We start from the raw sequence: 18,819 nt of genomic DNA, 5'->3' as shown, positions 1-18,819 counted from the left end.
GCGCACGTCGGGGGTGCCGTTGACTACCACCAGGCAGTCGTGGCAGGTGCCGATGCCGCAGAAGAGGCCTCGGGGGCGGGAGTGGTGGCGGGTGGTGCGCCAGGAGGGGTGGCCGTTGGTCAGGAGTACGGCGGCTACTGTCTGGCCGGGTCTCGCCTCGACGGGGCGGCCGTTCACGGTGATCTTCATGGGGTCAGCACCGCCGGGCGGTCGACGCGGAACGGGGCCGCGGTGATGTGTGGAGTGAGGCCTAGGAGAAGCTCGGTGATAAGACGGCCCGTGGAGGCGGCCAGGCCGATGCCGGCGCCTTCGTGGCCGGTCGCATGCCACAGCCCCTCGATCCGCGGGTCCGGCCCGATGACCGGCAGGTGATCAGGCGCGTACGGCCGGAAACCGCCGTACGTCCGCATCACCGGCACGTCCCCCAGGAACGGGAACAGCCCGACCGCCTTCCGCGCCAACTCCCGCAGCACCTGCACCCGGACCGAGTCGTCGAACCCGATCCGCTCCCGGCTCGACCCGATCAGCACAGTCCCGGCCCGCGTCGACTCGACCACCGTCGACGTCTGCAGGTCGGCGTCACCGCTCCCGACCGCGCCGACGTAGTCCGCGTCGTACACCTTGTGCCGCACGCACTCCGGCAGCGGCGCCGTCACGAGGATCATCCCCCGCCGCGGCAGCACCTGGATAGGCGCACCCGCCGCAGCACCGAACGCCCCGGCCCAAGGCCCGCATGCGTTCAGCACCGCGCCACAAGCGATCTCACCATCAGACGTCGAGAGACCGACGACCCGACCCGCAGCCGTCCGCACCCCCAGCGCGTCCACCCCCGACCGCACCGAGCTCCCACGGTCCCGTACGGCGGTCAGCAAAGCCGTCGCCGCCAGCACCGGCTGGAGCTGCGCGTCATCGGGATAGTGCACCCCGATCGTCACGGTCCGCGTGAGCAGCGGCTCGAGCTCGAAGACCTCCGCCGGAGTGATCACCCGCGCGTCGACACCGGCCGCCTGCTGCTTGGCCGCGAACTCCTTCAGCGGCCCCGGATCGGTCGTCGCCACGACGACCCCGCCCTTGGACTCCCACTCCACGTCCGCGACCCGCTCCGGCAGCCGGGCGAGTACGGCGCTCCACTCGGCGCGCGACGCGATCGCCAGCTCGAGCTCGGGCCCGGGCTCCTTGTCAGAGACCAGCACGTTGCCCTCGCCGGACGCCGTCGTACCGCCCGCGACGGCGTCGCGGTCGACCACGACGACCTTCACGCCGGCCGCGGTCAGCGCCTCCGCGCAGGCCGCGCCGACGATTCCAGCGCCCACGACAGCCACGTCGGCCGTCGTAGTTCCAGGCATCGCAGCATCTCCTTGCCGTTCAGTAAAATGAACGATACGGCGCGAGACCCACTGCGGTCAACGGTCACCCGGGCAGATGCGGGCTGCCGGGTGTGACCGGGTGCGCGTCCGGCGGGTACTCGAGCAGCAGGACCGACCGCACCGGCCCGTCCAGCGCCTCGTACTCGTGCGGCCCGCCGGCCCGGAACGCCAGATAGTCGCCCTCGCCCAGCTCCTCGGTCCGGCCCCGCGACGTGACCCGCAACCGCCCGCTCAGCACGATGTGGTGCTCGGTCCCGGGGTGTCCGGCCGACTGCTGGACGGCGCCGGCCCGGACCTCCTGGTTGTAGATCTCGAACAGCCCGCCCGGATGCTCCAGCCGGCGCAGCATCCGCAGGTCGATCGCCTCACCGGACAGCACGTCGATGTCCGCGGACCGCACCAGCACCAGGTCCGCGCTCGGCGCCTCGCTCAGCAGCGCCGACACCGGTACGCCGAGAGCGTTCGACAGACTGAACACCGTCTCGATCGTCGGGTTCCCCGCCCCGGACTCCAGCTGCGACAGCGTGCCCTTCGCGATCCCGGACCGCCGGGCCAGCTCGGACAGCGAGATGCCCTGCTCGTCCCGCCGCGCCCGCAGATTCGCCCCGAGCAACCGTCCCGCACCCATCGCCGCCACAGCCGGAGCATGCCATACCCGCCGGATCAGGGAATGATTCGCCGCTTCCGCAGATCCGCGAAGAGGCCGAAGAACATCTCGTCGGTGGCGACGTACTCGTGGAAACCGGCCCGGCGGGACTTGGAGGAGTCGGCGAAGAAGTCGTAGTCCCAGCCGAACACGAAGTCCGCGAACGGCCACGAGGAGACCTCCGCGTACGACGTCGCCGCCAGACCGTGCGTCGCCTGCAGCTGCTTCCACAGCGGCTCCTTGTCGGACATCACGTCCTGCAAGGACATCTGCAGCGGCGGGGCAACCTCGAGCCCGAACCAGCCGGCCAGCTTCGGCCACAGCTCGTTCCAGCGGAACAGGTCGCCGTTCGTGATGTTGAACGCCTGGTTGGCCGCGGCCGGCGCGGTCGCCGCCCACACCGTTGCCTTGGCCAACAACCCGGCATCGGTCAGCTCGAGCAGGGCGTCGTACGCACCGGGCGTGCCCGGGAACCGCAGTGGTACGCCGAGTTCCTTCGACATCGACGCGTAGACGGCGATGGCGACGGCCAGGTTCATCGGGTTGCCGAGCGCGACACCGCCGACGACGGACGGGCGCAACGCCGACCAGGTCCAGGCCTTGCCCTGCTGCCGGTGCTCCAGGAACTGCTGCTGGTCCACGTTGAACTCCGGCGGCAGGTGCGGCGGGTCGTCCTCGCGGGCCGGGGTCTTGAACGGCCCGAGGTGCGCGCCGTACACCTTGTAGCCCTGCATCAGGCTGACGTGCCGCAGCCTGCGCGCGACCGGCTCGATCGCGTCGACGACGTTGACCAGCATGGCGAGGTTCGGCGGCACGAGCTCGGCCCAGGTCGGGCGGTCCTGGTAGGCGACGTAGAACACGTGCGTCACGTCGGTGAGGCCGGCGAGCTTGTCGCGGGTGTCGTCCGGGTCCAGCAGGTCGACGGCCAGGTGCCGGACCCGAGGCCCGTCCACCCCGCCGCGACGGGACAGCCCGACCACCCGCCAGTCACCCAGAGACGTCAGGTGCTCGACCAGATTCGTCCCGATCACCCCACGCGCACCGACCACCAAAGCAACCTTGTCCATGCTCATCAGCCTTGCTGACCTGCGGCAATTAGTCCAAGGCATAGTTTTCACCGAAGTCATAAACTGAGGTCATGACGACGCTCCGGCAGCTCGAGTACCTGGTGACCGTGGTGGATCAGGGATCGTTCACGAAGGCCGCCGAGCTGCTGCACGTGACGCAGCCGGCGTTGTCCCATCAGATCCGCACCCTGGAGCGATCCGCCGGTGGGCCGCTGCTCGAGCGGTTGCCGCGTGCGATCCGGCTGACTCCGACCGGCCGCGCGATGATGCCGCACGCCCGCGCCACGCTCGCCGACGCCGAGCGCGCCCGCTGCGCCGCACGCCAGGCCGCCGGACTAGAGGTCGGTGAGCTGCAGATCGCGACGCTCTACTCGATCACCCTCGGCGTGCTGCCCACCGCCCTGCGTCGGTGGCGGCAGAGCCACCCCGACGTCGGCATCCGGCTGTTCGAGCACCGGCATACTGACGAGCTGGTCGAGGCGATGTACGCCGGCCAAGCGGACCTCGCGGTCGGCCCCGAGCCGACCGGATGGACCGGCAGGACCTTCACGCTCGGCACCGAGGAGCTCGTCGTCGTGCTCGCCGCCGACGACGCCGCGGCCCATGGCTCGACCGTTGCGTTGAAGGAGCTGGCCGACCGCGCGTGGGTGCACTACACGCCGGGTCACGGCCTGGGCGACGTACTCGATCTCGCTTGTGCACAAGCGGGTTTCGAGCCTCGGGTCGCCGTACGCACCGAGCAGACCGCCGCAGCGCCGGCGCTGGCCACCGCCGGACTCGGACCGGCTCTGGTGCCCGACAACATCCTGCCCACGGGCTTCGAAGGCCACGTCCTCCGCCCCGATCCCCCGGTCTGCCGCACCCTGACGGCGTACACCCGAGGCGAGCCCGACCCGCTCGCGGCCGCGTTCATCAAGGTGCTTCAGTCCTGACCCCAGTTGGCGACGATCACTGCTATCGGGGGCAGGACGGCGGCGACCGCGCTCATACCGATGGCGACCGGCACGGAGAACAGGCGTACGACGAACCACGCCAGGCCGATCAGGACCAGGCAGCTGCCCATCAGCCAGTAGTAGAGCTTGCGGTTGTCGTACCGCCGGGCCATGTCAGACCTTCAGCGACAACTTGCCCAGGGCGTCGACGAGCGGGGCCAGCTCGGGCAGGTCGGCCGCCTTGTCCAAGGCAGCCGTCAGTACGGCGTCGTGCGTGGGCTGAGCCTGGTCGAGCAGGTCGCGGCCGGCCTCGGTGACCTCGGTGTAGATGCCGCGCCGGTCGGTCGGGCACAGGTACCGCTGCAGCAGCTTGCGGTCTTCCAGCCGGTTCACCAGCCGGGTCGTCGCGGACTGGCTGAGCACGACCGCGTTCGACAGCTGATTCATCCGCAGGTGGTAGTCGTCCTGCCGGGCGAGCACGTCGAGCACGCTGTACTCGCTCACCGACAGCCCGTGCTGCTTCTGCAGCGCGCGCTCCAGCTCGTCCTCGATCCGGGCATGCAGGGCCGCCAGGGTTCGCCATCCCTGCGCGCGCGCCTCCGCAGCGTCGTCCGGCAGTCCCATCACGCCTCCACTTGAACTTTACGATTGCATGCGCAATTATAACGCTTATGCAATAGCCCGCGTCTGCAACTATCGCACACGCCGGTAACAGTCACCAGACTACATTCGAGGAGACACCCAGTCATGCCCGCAGCCCTCCTGGCGGCGCCCACCAACCCCCGAGCGAAGCGAGGGGCTCTTCTTGCTTTGGCTCTAGGTGCTTTTGGGATCGGGACCACCGAGTTCGTCATCATGGGGCTGCTGCCCGAGGTCGCGACCGACTTCGGCGTCAGCATCCCGTCCGCCGGTCTGCTCATCTCCGGCTACGCCCTCGGCGTCGTGGTCGGCGCCCCGTTGCTCACCGCGATCGGGTCCAAGGTGTCCCGCAAGACGGTCCTGGTCGCGCTGATGGGCGTGTTCATCGCCGGCAACCTGCTCTCCGCGGTCGCACCGACGTACGGCGTCCTGATGACCGGGCGGATCGTGGCCGCGCTGGCCCACGGCGCGTTCTTCGGCGTCGGGTCGGTGGTCGCGGCGTCACTGGTCCCGAAGGCCAAGGAGGCCAGCGCGATCGCGCTCATGTTCACCGGCTTGACCGTCGCGAACGTGTTCGGTGTGCCAGGCGGTACGGCGCTCGGCCAGCAACTCGGCTGGCGGTCGACCTTCTGGGCCGTCACCGCGCTCGGCGTGATCGGGCTGCTCGGCATCATCTTCCTCGTCCCGCGGCAGAGCACCTCCGAAGGACCGGGCCTGCGCAGCGAGCTGGCCGTGTTCAAGAACCTGCAGGTGTGGCTGGCACTCGCGATGACCGCGCTCGGGTTCGCCGGCGTGTTCGCGTCGTTCACCTACATCGCGCCGATGATGACCGAGGTCGCGGGCTTCTCGTCCGGCGCGGTCACCTGGCTGCTGGTGCTGTTCGGCGGTGGCCTGGTGGTCGGCAACCTGCTCGGCGGCAAGGCGGCCGACCGGTCGCTGATGCCCAGCCTGTACGGGATCCTGGCGCTGCTGGCCGCCGTACTGGTCGCCTTTGTGTTCACCGCACAGGGGCAGGTGACCTCGGCGGTGACGATCGCGGTGTTCGGGGCGGCCGGGTTCGCCACAGTGGCGCCGCTGCAGAAGCGGGTGATGGACAAGGCCGCGGGCGCGCCGGCGCTGGCGTCGGCGGCCAACATCGCCGCGTTCAACCTGGGGAACGCGATCGGTGCCTACCTCGGTGGGCTGACGATCGAGCACGGCCTCGGGTACACCGCGCCCAACTGGGTCGGCGCCGCACTCGCTGCCTCCGGCCTGGCCGTCGCGCTACTCTCCGGGCTGCTGGACCGCCGCCGCCGTACCCCTGCCGTCGACCAGCCCGTCCTGACCACCGTCTGAAACGAGGGTCCACCTGGCCCGGCCACTTGCTACTTCTTCGGTACGGCGACGACGACGGCGTTGCTGAGGTACGCCGTACCGTCCCAGTCCTCGCAGGTCACCAGGACGAGACGGCCCGGGACGCTCTGGCTGAAGAGCTGCGCCGCCTGCTTGGCCAGCGCCTTCTTCCGGTACGTCGTGACCGACGAGACCACGTAGTTGAGCGTGCCGCGGCCGGTGGTCACCGCGACCGCATCCCCGGCGGTGAGCTCGTCGAGGTCGTCGAACGCGCCGCCACCGTCGTGGACGGTGTGCCCGGTGATGATGGCCGACCCCGTGGCCGCGCCGGGCGCGGCGCCGTCGGACCACCAGCCGACGAGGAGCGGGTTGGCCGGCGGGATGAGGGTGCCGCCGCGGGCGCGGATGCTGAGCACCCGCGCGGAGATCCCCAGGCTCGGCACCGACACCCGGATCGGGTTGCCCGGCCGGGCCGGCGTCGTGCTCCTGGTCTCCGGCGGCGGCGGTGTCTTGCTCGGCCCGGCTTTCGACGACTGCCCGGGCGACGACGGCCGAGTCGATGACGGCGCCGGCGGTACGACGGACGTCGTACCCGCGACCGTTGACGTCGGAGACGGCGAACCGGCCGCGGTCTGCGGCCGGTCCCCGTCACTCTTCAGCTGGATGTAACCGCCGGTGGCGAGAAGTGCCGCGCCTGCCGCCAGGGCCCCGATCGTCCACCACGACGAACGAGCGCGGCCCGGGCGGCGACGCTTCGCGGACATCTCAGGCAGCGTGCTGACCGCGCGTCTGCCGGGACTTCATGACGCCGGCGAACACGAGCACACCACCGAGCATCAGCAGGGCGATGCCCCAGGCGCTCTGGCTGCTGGCGAGCGCGGACATGTTCTTCATCCCGCCGGACTGACCAGCGTCGACCTCGGTCGGGATCGCAACCGTCGGCGTGCTCGAGCTCTCCGACGGCGAGGCCGACGGGGAGTCGCTCGGCGACTCGCTCGGGGACTCACTCGGCGACTCGCTGGGGGTCTCCGAGGGGGTCTCGCTCGGCGTCTCCGAAGGCGTCTCGCTCGGCGTCTCCGAAGGAGTCTCGCTCGGCGTCTCCGAGGGGGTCTCGCTCGGCGTCTCGGAAGGCGTCTCGCTCGGGGTCTCGGAAGGCGTCTCGCTCGGCGTCTCCGACGGGGTCTCGGTCGGCGTCTGAGTCGGGGTCTCGGTCGGGGTCGGCGTCGGCGTCGGCGTGGTGGTGACCTGCTTGACGCAGAAGGTCACGTGGCTGATGCCGTAGTACTTCCCGTTGTTCGCGTTCACCGGGGTGTGCAGCCCGGAGCCCGCGGTCGTTCCGGCCGGCTGGTAGTTGTAGAAGTTGGCCGCCGGGCCACCCTTCATCAGCACGCCCAGCACGACGCCGCCACTGGCGGTGAAGCTGACCTGCTCGCCGCCGGTCTGGTCACCGGGGTGGTCGGGGTCGTCCCCCGCCAGCGTGGTCTTGGACCAGGTGACCGTCACGCCGTCCTCGGTGTCCGAGCCCGGGTTCGGCGGGTCGAACTTGATCTCCGTCGAGCCCGGGATGACGTTCTCGCAGTTCGGGTTGCCGTCGATGATCTCACCGCTCGCCGAGGCGGACGGAGCCATCGCGAGCGTGACGCCGCCGAGGACGAGCGCCAGCGCGCCGGCACTGCTGAGCAGCGCGACCGCGCGGGACCGCTTCGAGCGCCCCTGTGCGTCCACCGATGTTTCGTTCACAATCTTCCCCATGTCTGTGGCCGGTCGTCCGACCGGCACGGTCGTCGGGTGGCCCCTGAGGCTTCCCCCAGCCGGACCAGGCGGTTCTTGCCCATCCGTCGACACCGGCAGGAACCGGTGCGCCGATTCCCCAGACCAGGCACGCGTTTCGCGTACTCCGGCCCACCCCGCGGGAACCTCGGCCTTCGGCATTCTGGGGGCACAGCGACGTGACGCGCAAGTAATCAGAGCCCGACGCGCCGTACGTCCTACCAACCGCAACCGAACCGTTTCCAATGGTTGCCCTGAGTAGTTGCCTTTTGCCACTAATACAGTGTTTTAGTTCGTAAAACGCTGTATTCGCTATGCTCTGCCGGATGGCGCGCGAAGCGGACCGGAAGACGGTGCTCGGATCGGTGTGGTTGCGGGCCGATCCGGAGGCGACGCGGGCGCCGTTGAGCCGCGACGAAATCGTGCGTACGGCGGTCAAGGTGCTGGACCGGGACGGGCTGGAGGCGTTCTCGATGCGGCGGATGGCGGCCGAGCTCGGCACCGCCGCGACGTCGGCGCTGTACTGGCGGATCGCGAACAAGAACGACCTGCTCGAGCTCGCCGTCGACGAGGTGCTGGCGGAGGCGTTGGTGCCTGCGGAGCACGGTGACTGGCGCGACCAGGTGACCGCTCTCGCGACGGCGGCGTACGAAGCCTTGTGGGCTCATCCGTGGGCGACGCAGTTGCTGGCGTCGCACGCCGGTCTCGGCCCGAACTATCAGCTGCTGGCCGAGCGGATCTTGAACGTGCTGAGCTCAGCCGGCTTCCGAGGTGTGCACCTGGACGCGGCGGTCTCGGCGGTCTTTCACTATCTGATCGGTGCGGCCGTGACCGATGCCGCGTGGACGGCGACGGTACGGCGAAGCGGGCTGAGCGAGCGGGAGTGGGCGTCGGCCGCGGGTGAGCAGCTCGGGGTGGGTGCGGCGAGTCTGGCGGCGTACCTGAGCCGGGAGAACCTGGCCGGCCCGGAGGCCCGCTTCACCAGCGGGCTCCGGGCGGTCCTGGTCGGGTTGCGGCCGCGGCAGCTGTCCTAGCGGTCTGCTCGTCTACAGGTCCGCGAAGACCGACGCCGGGTTCTCGAAGGCGTCGGCGACGAAGCGGAGGAAGGCGGCCGCGGTGCCGCCGTCGCAGACACGATGGTCGAAGACGAGCGACAGCTGGGTGAGCTTGCGGATCGCGAGCTCGCCGTTCACCACCCACGGGCGGTCGATGATCCGGCCGACGCCGAGGATCGCGACCTGCGGGTGGTTGATGATCGCCGCGCTGCCGTCCACGCCGAAGCTGCCGTAGTTGTTCAGGGTGAACGTCCCGCAGGACAGCTCGTACGGCGTCAGCCGGCCGGCCCGGGCGGTCTCGGTCAGCCGCCTGATCTCGGTGTCGAGCGCGCGGGCGGTCAGCCGGTGCGCGTTCTGGACGGCGGGTACGAGGAGACCGCGGTCGGTCTGCGCGGCCAGGCCGAGGTTGATCCCGTCGTACTGGACGAGCTCCTCGCGCTCGGTGTCGACGAAGCCGTTGAGCTCCGGGTACTTCTGCAACCCGGCCACCACGAACCGCGCCATCAACGCCAGCAGCCCCGGTCCCGAGTCCTTTGCCGACCGCAACGACTCCCGCAGCTCCACCAGCGCGGTCGCATCCACGTCCACCCAGGTGGTCGCCTCCGGAATCTCCGCCCGGCTCCGGCTGAGGGTTGCCGCCACAGCCTTCCGGAACCCACTCATCGGCTCCCGCCGCAGCTCCGCGAGCCCCGTCCGCGAGTCCGGCCCAGCCGGCGCCACCTGCGCGTCGAACCGCCGCGCAATAGCCGCCTCCACATCCCGCCGAACAATCAGCCCACCGTCCCCCGACCCCACCACCCTCTTCAAATCCACCCCAGCATCCCGAGCCAACCGCCGCACCAACGGCGAAACAACCAAAGGCACCCGCCGCTCGTCCCCGCCACCGCGCGCCGGGGTACCAGTGCTCGCACCTTGCGCGCCGCTGCTCGGCACAGCGCTGTGCGCTTCCGTGCTTCCACCCGAATCCCCGCCCGTGCTCTGCGCGGGGGTGCGGGGGCGGCGGCGTCGGCCTGGGCCGGGGGTGTTGCCGGTGCCGTAGCCGATGAGGACGTTGCCGGAGCCGGCTCGTTCTTCCTGGCGGTAGGTCTCGCCTGCCGGTTCCGGGGCGGGATTCTTCTCGCGGGTGTCCACCGGCGTGATGGTGATGAGGGGTTTGCCTACTGGGATCACGGTGCCGGGCTCACCGTGCAGTTCTTCTACGGTGCCGGCGTACGGCGAGGGGAGCTCGACGACCGACTTGGCGGTTTCGACCTCCGCGATGGGGGTGTCGACGGTGATGATGTCGCCGACCTTGACCAGCCAGCGGACGAGTTCGGCCTCGGTGAGGCCTTCGCCGAGGTCGGGGAGGAGGAAGGTGTTCACGAGTCCTCCCACTGCAGGTCGTCGACGGCGTCCAGGATCCGGTCCACGCCGGGCAGCTGGTACTTCTCCAGCTTCGGTGGCGGGTACGGGATGTCGAAACCCGTCACCCGCCGGATCGGCGCGGCCAGCGAGTGGAAGCACTGTTCGGTGATCCGGGCAACGATCTCCGACGACACACTCGCAAACCCACTCGCCTCGGCGACCACGACGGCCCTGCCGGTACGACGTACCGCCGCGGCAACCGTCTCGTCGTCGAACGGCACGATCGACCGCAGATCCACCACCGTCAACTGCCGTCCCTCGGCCGCCGCCACCTGCGCCGCCTCGAGAGCGACCGGCACCGTCGGCCCGTAAGCGATCAACGTCGCGTCCGCGCCCTCCCGCCGTACGACGGCCGTCCCGATCCCCGGCTGGTCCTCGGTGAGGTCGACCTCCTCCTTGGCCCAGTAGAGCTTCTTCGGCTCCATGAACACCACCGGGTCCGGGAACTCGATTGCCCTCCGCAACAAGGTGTACGCGTCCGCGACCGTCGCCGGCGCGACCACGGTCAGCCCCGGCGTGTGCGCGTAGTAGCTCTCGGACGAGTCGCAGTGGTGCTCGACCCCGCCGATCCCGCCGGCGTACGGCATCCGGATCACCATCGGCAGCGTGACCCGGCCGCGGGTCCGGTTCCGCATCTTGGCGACGTGCGAGACGATCTGCTCGAACGCCGGGTACCCGAACGCGTCGAACTGCATCTCGACCACCGGCCGCATCCCGTTCATCGCCAGCCCGACCGCCATCCCGACGATCCCGGACTCGGCCAGCGGGGTGTCGAAGCACCGGTCCTCGCCGAACTCCGCGGTCAGCCCGTCGGTGATCCGGAACACGCCACCCAGCGCGCCGACGTCCTCACCGAACATCAGCACGGTGTCGTCGGCCTTCATCGCGTCCCGCAGCGCCTGGTTCAGCGCCTGCGCCATCGTGATCTTCACGTGCGTCATCGCTCAGGCCTCCTCTCGCGCCAGCTCGTCACGGAGGAACGCAGCCTGTTCCCGCAGCTGCGAGGTCTGCGTCGTGTAGAGGTGCGCGAACAGGTCCGCCGGGTCCACCTCGGGCTCCGGCATCAGACCGTCACGCAACTGGGTCGCGACCTCGTCCGCGACGGACTCGGCACGCCGCCGTACGTCGTCGTCCAGCAAGCCCTCCTGAGACAGATATGCCTCGAGCCGCTTGATCGGATCACGCTCCAGCCATGGCGTGACCTCGTCGTCCTGCCGGTAACGAGTGGCGTCGTCCGCGTTGGTGTGCGCTTGTACCCGGTACGTGTGCGCCTCGACGAGCTGCGGGCCTTCACCCGCGCGAGCCCTGTCCACAGCCTGTCCGAGTACGGCGAGCAGCCCGGCCAGATCGTTGCCGTCGGCCCGCTCTCCGGGGACGCCGTACCCGATGCCCTTGTGCGCCAGCGACGGCGCGACGGTCTGCCGGGCGAGCGGGACGGAGATCGCGTACTCGTTGTTCTGGATGAAGAAGACGACCGGCGTGTGGAAGACGGCGGCGAAGTTCAGCGCCTCGTGGAAGTCGCCCTCACTGCTCGCACCGTCACCGCAGAGGGCCATCACCACGGTGTCATCACCCTTGAGCCGGGCTGCGTGCGCGACACCGACTGCGTGCGTGAGCTGGGTCGCCAGCGGCGTCGCCTGCGGCGCGACGTGCCGGGCGTACGGGTCGTAGCCCGAGTGCCAGTCGCCGCGGAGCAGAGTGAGCGTCTCGATCGGGTCGACGCCCCGGCTGACGATCGACACCGTGTCGCGGTACGTCGGGAACAGCCAGTCCCCCTCGCGCAGCACCATCGTGGCCGCGACCTGGCAGGCCTCCTGACCGTGCGACGACGGGTAGACGGCAAGCCGGCCCTGCCGGACCAGCGCGCTGGCCTGGTCGTTGATCCGGCGCCCCTTGATCAACTGAACGTAGCCGTCGACCAGCGCGTCCTTGGAGGGCAGCCGGTACGACGGGTGGTCGTGCGAGACCCCGTCCTGGTCGATCAACCGGACAGGTTCCGCGGAGGGGAGCAAACGCTCCTCGACGGTGGTCATGGACCCTCCAACGCAGGAGACGGACGGTGGCCTCATCGTCGTACTTCTGGTCAATCTGATCCAGACCTGGAAAAATCACGAGACGCCTGGCCCGGACCACCGCAGCCTGAGGAGCAGAATGTCCGATGACGTGATGATCAGCCCACCGGCGCCTGGACAGATGGTCGTCGCCCCGGCACTCGACGAGATCGACCGGCAGATCGTCGAGGCGCTCGGGCGGGACGGACGGCTCTCGATCCGGGCGCTCGCCGACCGGGTGCACATCTCCCGCGCGAACGCCTACGCCCGGGTCGAGCGGCTCACCACGACCGGCGTGATCACCGGGTTCACCGCCACCGTCGACCCGTTGAAGCTCGGCCTCGCGACATCGGCGTACGTCACGCTCAGTCTCCGGCAGAGCTCCTGGCGGACGCTGCGCGAACAGCTGCAGGCGATCCCCGAGGTCAAGCACATGGCGCTGGTCGGCGGCGACTTCGACGCGATCCTGCTGGTCCGCGCCGCCGACAACGAGCACCTCCGCCGAGTCGTGCTGGAGAAGCTCCAGGCCATCCCCGAAGTGCTCGCCACCCGCACCGCCCTGATCTTCGAGGACGTCGGCACGATCTAAGGACAGCCGCAGGACTTCCGGAGGATCAGCTCGGCCGGATACGTGACTTCCTCGACGGCGTTCTGCCCGTCGACCAGCCGGCCGACGGCGTCGCGTGCCATCAGCTCGAGCGGCTGCCGTACGACGGTCAGCGGCGGCCAGCTGTACTCCGTCTCGGCAGTGCCGTCGAACCCGACCACCGCGACGTCCTCGGGAACCCTCAACCCCGCCTCGTGAATCGCCCGCAGCACCCCGATCGCCTGCAGGTCCGAGCTGGCGAAGATCGCCGTCGGCCGATTCGTTGCCGCCAGCAACTCACGACCCGCCGCGTACCCACCGCTCCGGCTGAAGGCGGCCCGAGCGATCGGCCCCTCCTCCAGCCCTGCCTGCGAAAGCGCGTCCCGCCACCCGAGCTCACGCTCCGGACGACGACGGCCGCCGATCACGAGCCCGATCGTGCGATGACCATGCTCGATCAGGTGATCGACGCCGCGCCGCGCGCCCTCGCGGTACTGCGGCCGGACCGACGACGCGTGCGGGAGGACGCGGTTGATCGCGACCACCGGCACGTCGACACCGTCCAGGTCCGGGTCCTCGGTCGGCGCGACCAGGAGCAGGCCGCTGACCCGCCGTACCAGTAGCTCCGCGAGCTTTGCCTGCTCGGTCGCCGGGTCACCGTCGGCGCTGGTCTGCAGAACGACGTACCCGCGGGCCGAGGCCTCCTTGTCGATCGCCTTCGCGAGCTCGGCGAACAGCGGGTTGCCACCGTCCGGGGTGATCAGGCCGAGGGTCCGCGTCGTGCCCATCCGGAGCGCTCGGGCGGTCGCGTTCGGCCGGTAACCGAGGACTCGGATCGCCTCCAGGACGCGCTCCCGGGTCTCCGGCGCAACCGGTCGCGGGCCCTCGTTCACCACGTAGCTGACGACCGCGGTGCTGACCCCGGCGTACTCCGCCACGTCGTTGCGGGTGACTGGGGTGGCCTTGGGCATGTGCCGATAGTACGGCCTTGACCGCTCCGGAAAGCGGTTGCTAGCGTGCTGGTTCTACACGAGTAGAAAGGGTTCGTCGTGCCTCGACGTTATGCAGTGGCAGGAACCGGTTCGCGAGCGCGGGCGTACGTCCGCGCGATCGTCCAGGACCACCCCGACGAGGCCGTGCTGGTCGCGTTGCTCGACCCGAACCCGGGCCGGCTCGCGGTGCACGACCGGTGGGTGAAGGAGCTCGGCGGGCCGGAGTTGCCGCAGTACGGCGCCGACGACCTGGAGCGGATGATCAAGGAGCAGTCCGTCGACCGGGTGGTCGTGACGAGCCCCGACTACACGCACGCGAACGTCGTGTCCCGGATCCTGCGGGCCGGCGCGGACGTGATCGTGGAGAAGCCGCTGACCATCGACGCCGACGGCACCCGGCAGATCGTCGACGCGATGAACGAGTCCGGCAAGTCGGTCGTCGTCACGTTCAACTACCGGTACTCGCCGCGGAACAGCGCGCTGCGGCAGCTGATCATGGACGGCGAGATCGGCACGGTCACCAGCGTCGAGTTCCAGTGGGTGCTCGACACCCGGCACGGCGCGGACTACTTCCGCCGCTGGCACCGCGAGAAGCGGTTCTCCGGCGGCCTGCTGGTGCACAAGGCGTCCCACCACTTCGACCTGGTGAACTGGTGGATCGCCTCGACCCCGACCCGGGTCTTCGCCTCCGGCGGCCTGTTCTTCTACGGCGCGGACAACGCGGCAGCTCGTGGCCTTGGGCAACGACCGGAGCGCGGCACGGTCGACGGCTCGGCCGACGACCCGTGGCTGCTCGACCTGCGCAACGACGAGACCAACCGGCAGCTGTACCTGGAGAGCGAGCAGTACGACGGGTACATCCGCGACCAGGACGTGTTCGGTCCGGGCATCACCATCGAGGACAACATGGCGGTGATCGCCGAGTACGCGAACGGCGCCCGCCTGAGCTACTCGCTCAACGCGCACTCGCCGTGGGAGGGGTACCGGGTCTGCGTCAACGGCACCGAGGGGCGCGCCGAGCTCGAGGTGGTCGAGCGCGCTGCCGTGGTGGACGACCAGATCGACCCGAGCTACCCGTCCGAGCGGGTCGTCGCCGGTGACGTGCGGTCCGACGGCGAGCGGCTGGTGCTGCAGAAGCACTGGGCGCCGGCGGTCGAGGTCGAGATCCCGCGCGGGGTCGGCGGCCACGGCGGCGGCGACCGGCTGATCTACGCCGACCTGTTCAAGGGTCCCGGCAACGACCCGCTCGCCCGCGCCGCCGACGTCCACGACGGCGTCCGCGCGGTCGCGGTCGGCATCGCCGCGAACCAGTCGCTGGCCTCAGGCCAGCCCGTCGTGATCGCCGACCTGGAGCTGGGCGGCTGGTCGCAGGGGTAGTTGCGAACCGCCAGGCCATCACAATCACGCACCTTCGGTGGGCTCCCGCTCATCCAGTCGCGGCAGCCTCGATTGTGATGGCCTGGCGATCCCCATCAGCCCGGTCTCGGTGAGGATGCGCTTGACGGTCGTCTCCAGCGAGCTCGTCTGGTCGATGACCGTCTCGCGCGGCTCGCCGAGCAGGTCCCGCGGCTGGTACCACTCGGCCATGTCCGCGCCGGTGAACTCACCCGCCTTCGGCCGGGTCGCGTGCCGCCGGACCGTCTCCTCGAACGGGATGTCCAGGTAGTAGAAGTACGACGGCCCGGCGTGGTCGTCCCGCAGTTGCCTGAGCATCTCGCCGTACCGGACCTTCGGCATGATGCCCTCGACCACGGCGTGGTAGCCGCGGTCGAGGGCGTGGTTCGCGATCTGCCGGATCAGCTGGATGTTGGCGCCGTCGGGCTGGTCCAGTTCCTTGAAGATGATCCGGCGGACGTAGTCCTGCTCGATCCAGGCGATGCCGCGCCCGTACGCCGCCCGGACGGCCTCGACGATCGAGCTCTTGCCGGAGCCGGAGTTGCCTCTGATGACGATCAGCCGGGGGTCCACCGGCGCACAGTACTACCAGGACGCGGGCAGTCCGGGGCGGTGCGTGCCGAAGGTCCACTCGTAGCCCTCGGGGTCGGCGACGCGGCAGCGGTAGTTGCCCCACGCGGTGTCGGCGGGCTCCCAGACCGACTCGGCGCCGGCCGCGACCGCGGTGGCGTGGATGGTGTCGACCTCGGCCTTGCTGTCGAAGGCGACGTAGCTGCCGTGGCCCACGGTCTCGCCCTTGCGCACCGGCTTGTCGTAGCCTTCCTCGTCGGTGAACAGGGTGAAGGAGACCCCGCCGTACCGCATCTCGGCGTGCATGATGCCGCCCTTGTCGTCCGGCACCTCCATCGTGGTCTCGAACCCGAACGCCTTCTCCAGCCAGCGCAGGGCGCCGACCGCGTCGCGGTAGCCGAAGTACGCGTGGAAGGTAGCGGTGCTGCTGCTGTTCTCGGTCATGTCTCCAGGATCCGCCGAGTAGCGGACAGATCATGTCCGCTACTCAGATCTGATTCGGCAGGAAATAGGGTTGGGCGGGAAGGCAGGATGACGTTCGGCGCTTGGCTAGGAGGAGCTGTGGGGCTGCCAGTGGTGTTGATGCCGGGGGCGATGAACCCGGTTGTCGCGGCGGGGCTGGACGGGAAGGTCGAGCTGATCCGGCTCTGGGAGGAGGCGGACCCGGACGCCGTGCTCGCGGAGCGCCGGGACGAGATCGTGGCCGTCGCGACCGGCGGCACGCGGATCGACGGCGCGTTCCTGGACCGGCTGCCGGCGGTGCGGATCGTGGCGAGCTTCGGGGTCGGGTACGACCAGATCGACGCGACCGCCGCGGCCGAGCGTGGGGTCGTGGTGACGAACACGCCCGGCGTCCTGGACGACGAGGTCGCGGACACCGCTCTCGGGTTGCTGCTGATGACAGTCCGCGAACTCCCGCAGGCAGAGCGGTACCTGCGCGACGGCAAGTGGCAGAGCGGGCCGTACCCGTTGACCCGGGCAACCTTGCACGGTCGCCGGATGGGCATCCTCGGCCTCGGCCGGATCGGGCAGGCGATCGCGGACCGGGTCGAGCCGTTCGGAGTCTCCGTGGCCTACCACAACCGGCGCCGCAAGGACGTCGGCTACCGCTACTACCCGTCGCTGGTCGAGATGGCTCGCGACGTCGACATCCTGATGATCGTCATCCCCGGCGGTGACGACACCCGCCACCTGGTCGACGCCGAGGTCCTCGAGGCGCTCGGCCCGGACGGCATCCTGATCAACGTGGCCCGCGGCACCGTCGTCGACGAGTCGGCCCTGGTCGACGCGCTGCGCGACGGCACGATCCTCAGTGCCGGGCTCGACGTCTTCGAGGCCGAACCGATCGTTCACCCCGGTCTGCTCGACCTGCCCAACGCCGTACTCCTGCCGCACGTCGGGTCGGCCACCGTCCCCACCCGCAACGCGATGGGCAACCTGGTCGTGGAGAACATCCTGAACTGGGTCACGTACGGCGTCCCCGTCACGCCGGTCCCCGAGTCGGCGCCGCTGCTGAAGCGGGACTAGCCGGGCAGGTCCCAGATCCGGTTGTGGGTCCAGGCGTACTCCCAGGCCTGGATGTCCGGGGGCTGGATGCCGAGGCCGGTGAGGATCGCGCACACCTGCTCGCGGTGGTGGTTGGCGTGGTTGATCGCCTGCGCGATGAAGATCCCGGCCCGGGTGGCGCGGGTGTTGTTGTCGACGACGATCACGCGTTCGACGTCGATCGGCTTGGTGAGCAGCTCCTCCCAGAGCGCGCCGGCCTCGTCGTTCCAGCGTTCCAGGGTGTCGAAGTCGGTGGCCGGCTCGCCGTCCACGTAGTCGAGCGCGCTGTCCGCGAGCCGGCGCAGGTAGCCGCCGTCGCACCGGACGATGTGGTCGAGGGTGGCGAGGATCCCGCCGTACGTGCCGACGCCGGTGACCTCCAGCTGTTCGGCGGTGAGCTTCTGGTCCCGGCCGAACTTGATCAGGCTCTTCGTCGCCCAGTTGTTGTGCCGGATCGGGTCGTACAGCACGTCGTTGAGTCCCATGCTGTTCACGGTAGACCTCGACCGGCGGGACGCCGTACCCAATAAATTCCGCGGGTACGGCGTCCGAAGCCGGTCAGCTCTGGCCGATGTTGACCATCCAGTTGATCCCGAACTTGTCGACGACCTGGCCGAACTCGTCGCCCCACATCTGCTTCTCCAGCGGCATGACCACCTTGCCGCCTTCGGACAGCTTCTCGTAGTACCCGCGCAGCTCCTCGTCGTCACCACTCAGGCTGACCGAGATGTTCTCGCCCGGGTTGTACGACATGCCCTGCGGCGTGTCCGAGGCCATCAGCGTGAACCCGCTCGGGGTTTCCAGCTGGGCGTGCATCAGCTTGTTCTCGTCGTCCGGGCCGCTGCTGGCGCCGAACTCGGCGAACGTGTTCGTCGCCAGGTCCCCACCGAAAACGCTTTGGTAGAACTCCATCGCCTCCCGCGCGGTGCCGTCGAACTGAATGTACGGATTGAGCCGAGACGCCATCAGGCTCACCTTCCCCCTCGATCGAAACACTGTCTGGCTCGCACAGTAGACCCGCCCACCGACAATTGCAGCAGCCGCCGGAAAAACAGCGGCCGACTGCCCGGCGGCGCGGCTAGGGTCTCGGCATGATCCCCCGACACATCACGATCGACGCCGGCAACCCGTACGAGCTCGCGCGGTTCTGGAGCAACGCCACCGGCTGGCCGATCGCGGACGGCGACGTTCCCGGTGACGAGGAGGTGCTGGTGGTCGCGCCGGCTCCCGTCCCCGGCTTGCTGTTCATCGCCGTCCCCGAGTCCAAGTCGGTCAAGAACCGCGTCCACCTCGACTGGGTTCCCGACCAGCGGACCCGCGACGAGGAGGTCGACCGCCTCGTCGGCCTCGGCGCCACCATCCACGAAGACCACCGCACCCCCGAAGGCCCCGGCTGGGTCACCATGCACGATCCCGAACACAACGAGTTCTGCATCGAACGCAGCGAAGCCGAGCGCTCGGCCTGACG

22 protein-coding genes and 1 pseudogene are annotated in these 18,819 nt (G+C 69.7%); 7 read left to right on the top strand and 16 right to left on the bottom strand.

What is annotated here, in order from left to right:
- Positions 1 to 12: 12 nt before the first annotated feature.
- The 4 genes and pseudogenes from ACWCOV_RS12785 to ACWCOV_RS12770 all read right to left on the bottom strand — a co-directional run.
- A pseudogene (locus ACWCOV_RS12785) lies at positions 13 to 189 on the bottom strand ((2Fe-2S)-binding protein); the annotation flags it as partial.
- On the bottom strand, positions 186 to 1,346 hold the full coding sequence (locus ACWCOV_RS12780) for an NAD(P)/FAD-dependent oxidoreductase (protein WP_449829401.1): 1,161 nt from the start codon (positions 1,344 to 1,346) through the stop codon (positions 186 to 188). The gene ACWCOV_RS12780 and the pseudogene ACWCOV_RS12785, both read right to left, overlap by 4 nt.
- Positions 1,347 to 1,410: 64 nt before the next feature.
- Positions 1,411 to 1,995 (bottom strand): helix-turn-helix domain-containing protein, encoded by a 585-nt coding sequence (locus ACWCOV_RS12775; protein WP_449829443.1) that lies wholly within the window; start codon positions 1,993 to 1,995, stop codon positions 1,411 to 1,413.
- A 35-nt stretch (positions 1,996 to 2,030) separates the two neighbouring features.
- Positions 2,031 to 3,080 (bottom strand): SDR family oxidoreductase, encoded by a 1,050-nt coding sequence (locus ACWCOV_RS12770; protein ID WP_449829400.1) that lies wholly within the window; start codon positions 3,078 to 3,080, stop codon positions 2,031 to 2,033.
- Positions 3,081 to 3,151: 71 nt separating this feature from the next.
- Between ACWCOV_RS12770 and ACWCOV_RS12765 the strand changes: the two genes are divergently transcribed.
- On the top strand, positions 3,152 to 4,012 hold the full coding sequence (locus ACWCOV_RS12765) for a LysR family transcriptional regulator (protein ID WP_449829399.1): 861 nt from the start codon (positions 3,152 to 3,154) through the stop codon (positions 4,010 to 4,012).
- Here ACWCOV_RS12765 and ACWCOV_RS12760 read toward each other — a convergent pair.
- Both ACWCOV_RS12760 and ACWCOV_RS12755 read right to left on the bottom strand, forming a co-directional pair.
- Positions 4,003 to 4,185 (bottom strand): DUF3099 domain-containing protein, encoded by a 183-nt coding sequence (locus ACWCOV_RS12760; protein ID WP_132210089.1) that lies wholly within the window; start codon positions 4,183 to 4,185, stop codon positions 4,003 to 4,005. The two genes, ACWCOV_RS12765 and ACWCOV_RS12760, sit on opposite strands and share 10 nt — an antisense overlap.
- Position 4,186: 1 nt before the next feature.
- Entirely contained in the window at positions 4,187 to 4,636 is a 450-nt protein-coding gene (locus ACWCOV_RS12755; RefSeq protein WP_360517970.1) for a MarR family winged helix-turn-helix transcriptional regulator, read from the bottom strand.
- Positions 4,637 to 4,759: 123 nt separating this feature from the next.
- On the opposite strand from ACWCOV_RS12755, the gene ACWCOV_RS12750 reads away from it, so the two are divergent.
- Positions 4,760 to 5,986: an MFS transporter gene (locus ACWCOV_RS12750; protein WP_449829398.1), complete on the top strand. Its 1,227-nt coding sequence runs from the start codon at positions 4,760 to 4,762 to the stop codon at positions 5,984 to 5,986.
- 29 nt (positions 5,987 to 6,015) lie between these two features.
- On the opposite strand, the gene ACWCOV_RS12745 is transcribed toward ACWCOV_RS12750, so the two are convergent.
- Positions 6,016 to 6,747 carry a sortase domain-containing protein gene (locus ACWCOV_RS12745; RefSeq protein WP_449829397.1) on the bottom strand — a complete coding sequence of 244 codons (732 nt, stop codon included), beginning with the start codon at positions 6,745 to 6,747 and terminating at the stop codon, positions 6,016 to 6,018.
- A gap of 1 nt (position 6,748) precedes the next feature.
- The gene (locus ACWCOV_RS12740; RefSeq protein WP_449829396.1) at positions 6,749 to 7,723 is read right to left on the bottom strand and encodes a hypothetical protein; all 975 of its coding nucleotides are present in this window, start codon (positions 7,721 to 7,723) and stop codon (positions 6,749 to 6,751) included.
- Between the two features lie 356 nt (positions 7,724 to 8,079).
- On the opposite strand from ACWCOV_RS12740, the gene ACWCOV_RS12735 reads away from it, so the two are divergent.
- Positions 8,080 to 8,787, top strand: a complete 708-nt coding sequence (locus ACWCOV_RS12735) for a TetR/AcrR family transcriptional regulator (protein ID WP_449829395.1) — start codon at positions 8,080 to 8,082, stop codon at positions 8,785 to 8,787.
- 12 nt (positions 8,788 to 8,799) lie between these two features.
- Here the strand turns inward: ACWCOV_RS12735 and ACWCOV_RS12730 are convergent, their stop codons facing one another.
- The 3 genes from ACWCOV_RS12730 to ACWCOV_RS12720 are packed head-to-tail and all read right to left on the bottom strand — an operon-like array spanning position 8,800 to position 12,245.
- On the bottom strand, positions 8,800 to 10,170 hold the full coding sequence (locus tag ACWCOV_RS12730) for a dihydrolipoamide acetyltransferase family protein (RefSeq protein ID WP_449829394.1): 1,371 nt from the start codon (positions 10,168 to 10,170) through the stop codon (positions 8,800 to 8,802).
- Positions 10,167 to 11,153 (bottom strand): alpha-ketoacid dehydrogenase subunit beta, encoded by a 987-nt coding sequence (locus ACWCOV_RS12725; RefSeq protein ID WP_449829393.1) that lies wholly within the window; start codon positions 11,151 to 11,153, stop codon positions 10,167 to 10,169. The genes ACWCOV_RS12730 and ACWCOV_RS12725 overlap by 4 nt, the downstream gene beginning before the upstream one ends.
- A gap of 3 nt (positions 11,154 to 11,156) precedes the next feature.
- Positions 11,157 to 12,245, bottom strand: coding sequence for a thiamine pyrophosphate-dependent enzyme (locus ACWCOV_RS12720; protein ID WP_449829392.1), 1,089 nt, complete (start codon positions 12,243 to 12,245; stop codon positions 11,157 to 11,159).
- A gap of 118 nt (positions 12,246 to 12,363) precedes the next feature.
- Here ACWCOV_RS12720 and ACWCOV_RS12715 point away from each other — a divergent pair, with 118 nt between their 5' ends.
- Positions 12,364 to 12,852, top strand: coding sequence for an Lrp/AsnC family transcriptional regulator (locus tag ACWCOV_RS12715; protein WP_449829391.1), 489 nt, complete (start codon positions 12,364 to 12,366; stop codon positions 12,850 to 12,852).
- Here ACWCOV_RS12715 and ACWCOV_RS12710 read toward each other — a convergent pair.
- Positions 12,849 to 13,820, bottom strand: a complete 972-nt coding sequence (locus ACWCOV_RS12710) for a LacI family DNA-binding transcriptional regulator (RefSeq protein WP_449829390.1) — start codon at positions 13,818 to 13,820, stop codon at positions 12,849 to 12,851. The two genes, ACWCOV_RS12715 and ACWCOV_RS12710, sit on opposite strands and share 4 nt — an antisense overlap.
- 96 nt (positions 13,821 to 13,916) lie before the next feature.
- Here ACWCOV_RS12710 and ACWCOV_RS12705 point away from each other — a divergent pair, with 96 nt between their 5' ends.
- Positions 13,917 to 15,218 (top strand): Gfo/Idh/MocA family protein, encoded by a 1,302-nt coding sequence (locus ACWCOV_RS12705; RefSeq protein WP_449829389.1) that lies wholly within the window; start codon positions 13,917 to 13,919, stop codon positions 15,216 to 15,218.
- 24 nt (positions 15,219 to 15,242) lie between these two features.
- Here ACWCOV_RS12705 and ACWCOV_RS12700 read toward each other — a convergent pair whose 3' ends face one another.
- Positions 15,243 to 15,809 (bottom strand): kinase, encoded by a 567-nt coding sequence (locus ACWCOV_RS12700; protein WP_449829388.1) that lies wholly within the window; start codon positions 15,807 to 15,809, stop codon positions 15,243 to 15,245.
- A gap of 12 nt (positions 15,810 to 15,821) precedes the next feature.
- Positions 15,822 to 16,250 (bottom strand): VOC family protein, encoded by a 429-nt coding sequence (locus ACWCOV_RS12695; RefSeq protein ID WP_449829387.1) that lies wholly within the window; start codon positions 16,248 to 16,250, stop codon positions 15,822 to 15,824.
- Positions 16,251 to 16,367: 117 nt separating this feature from the next.
- On the opposite strand from ACWCOV_RS12695, the gene ACWCOV_RS12690 reads away from it, so the two are divergent.
- Positions 16,368 to 17,333 carry a 2-hydroxyacid dehydrogenase gene (locus ACWCOV_RS12690; protein WP_449829386.1) on the top strand — a complete coding sequence of 322 codons (966 nt, stop codon included), beginning with the start codon at positions 16,368 to 16,370 and terminating at the stop codon, positions 17,331 to 17,333.
- Here ACWCOV_RS12690 and ACWCOV_RS12685 read toward each other — a convergent pair.
- On the bottom strand, positions 17,330 to 17,836 hold the full coding sequence (locus ACWCOV_RS12685; protein WP_449829385.1) for a DinB family protein: 507 nt from the start codon (positions 17,834 to 17,836) through the stop codon (positions 17,330 to 17,332). The two genes, ACWCOV_RS12690 and ACWCOV_RS12685, sit on opposite strands and share 4 nt — an antisense overlap.
- Before the next feature lie 73 nt (positions 17,837 to 17,909).
- Positions 17,910 to 18,317 (bottom strand): VOC family protein, encoded by a 408-nt coding sequence (locus tag ACWCOV_RS12680; RefSeq protein WP_449829384.1) that lies wholly within the window; start codon positions 18,315 to 18,317, stop codon positions 17,910 to 17,912.
- A 125-nt stretch (positions 18,318 to 18,442) separates the two neighbouring features.
- Here ACWCOV_RS12680 and ACWCOV_RS12675 point away from each other — a divergent pair, with 125 nt between their 5' ends.
- Positions 18,443 to 18,817: a VOC family protein gene (locus ACWCOV_RS12675; RefSeq protein WP_449829383.1), complete on the top strand. Its 375-nt coding sequence runs from the start codon at positions 18,443 to 18,445 to the stop codon at positions 18,815 to 18,817.
- Positions 18,818 to 18,819: the final 2 nt, after the last annotated feature.

This window comes from Kribbella sp. NPDC002412 (assembly GCF_053592935.1).
The sequence above is the reverse complement of the archived record's forward strand: the minus strand, read 5'-3'. Positions and strand labels throughout refer to the sequence as shown.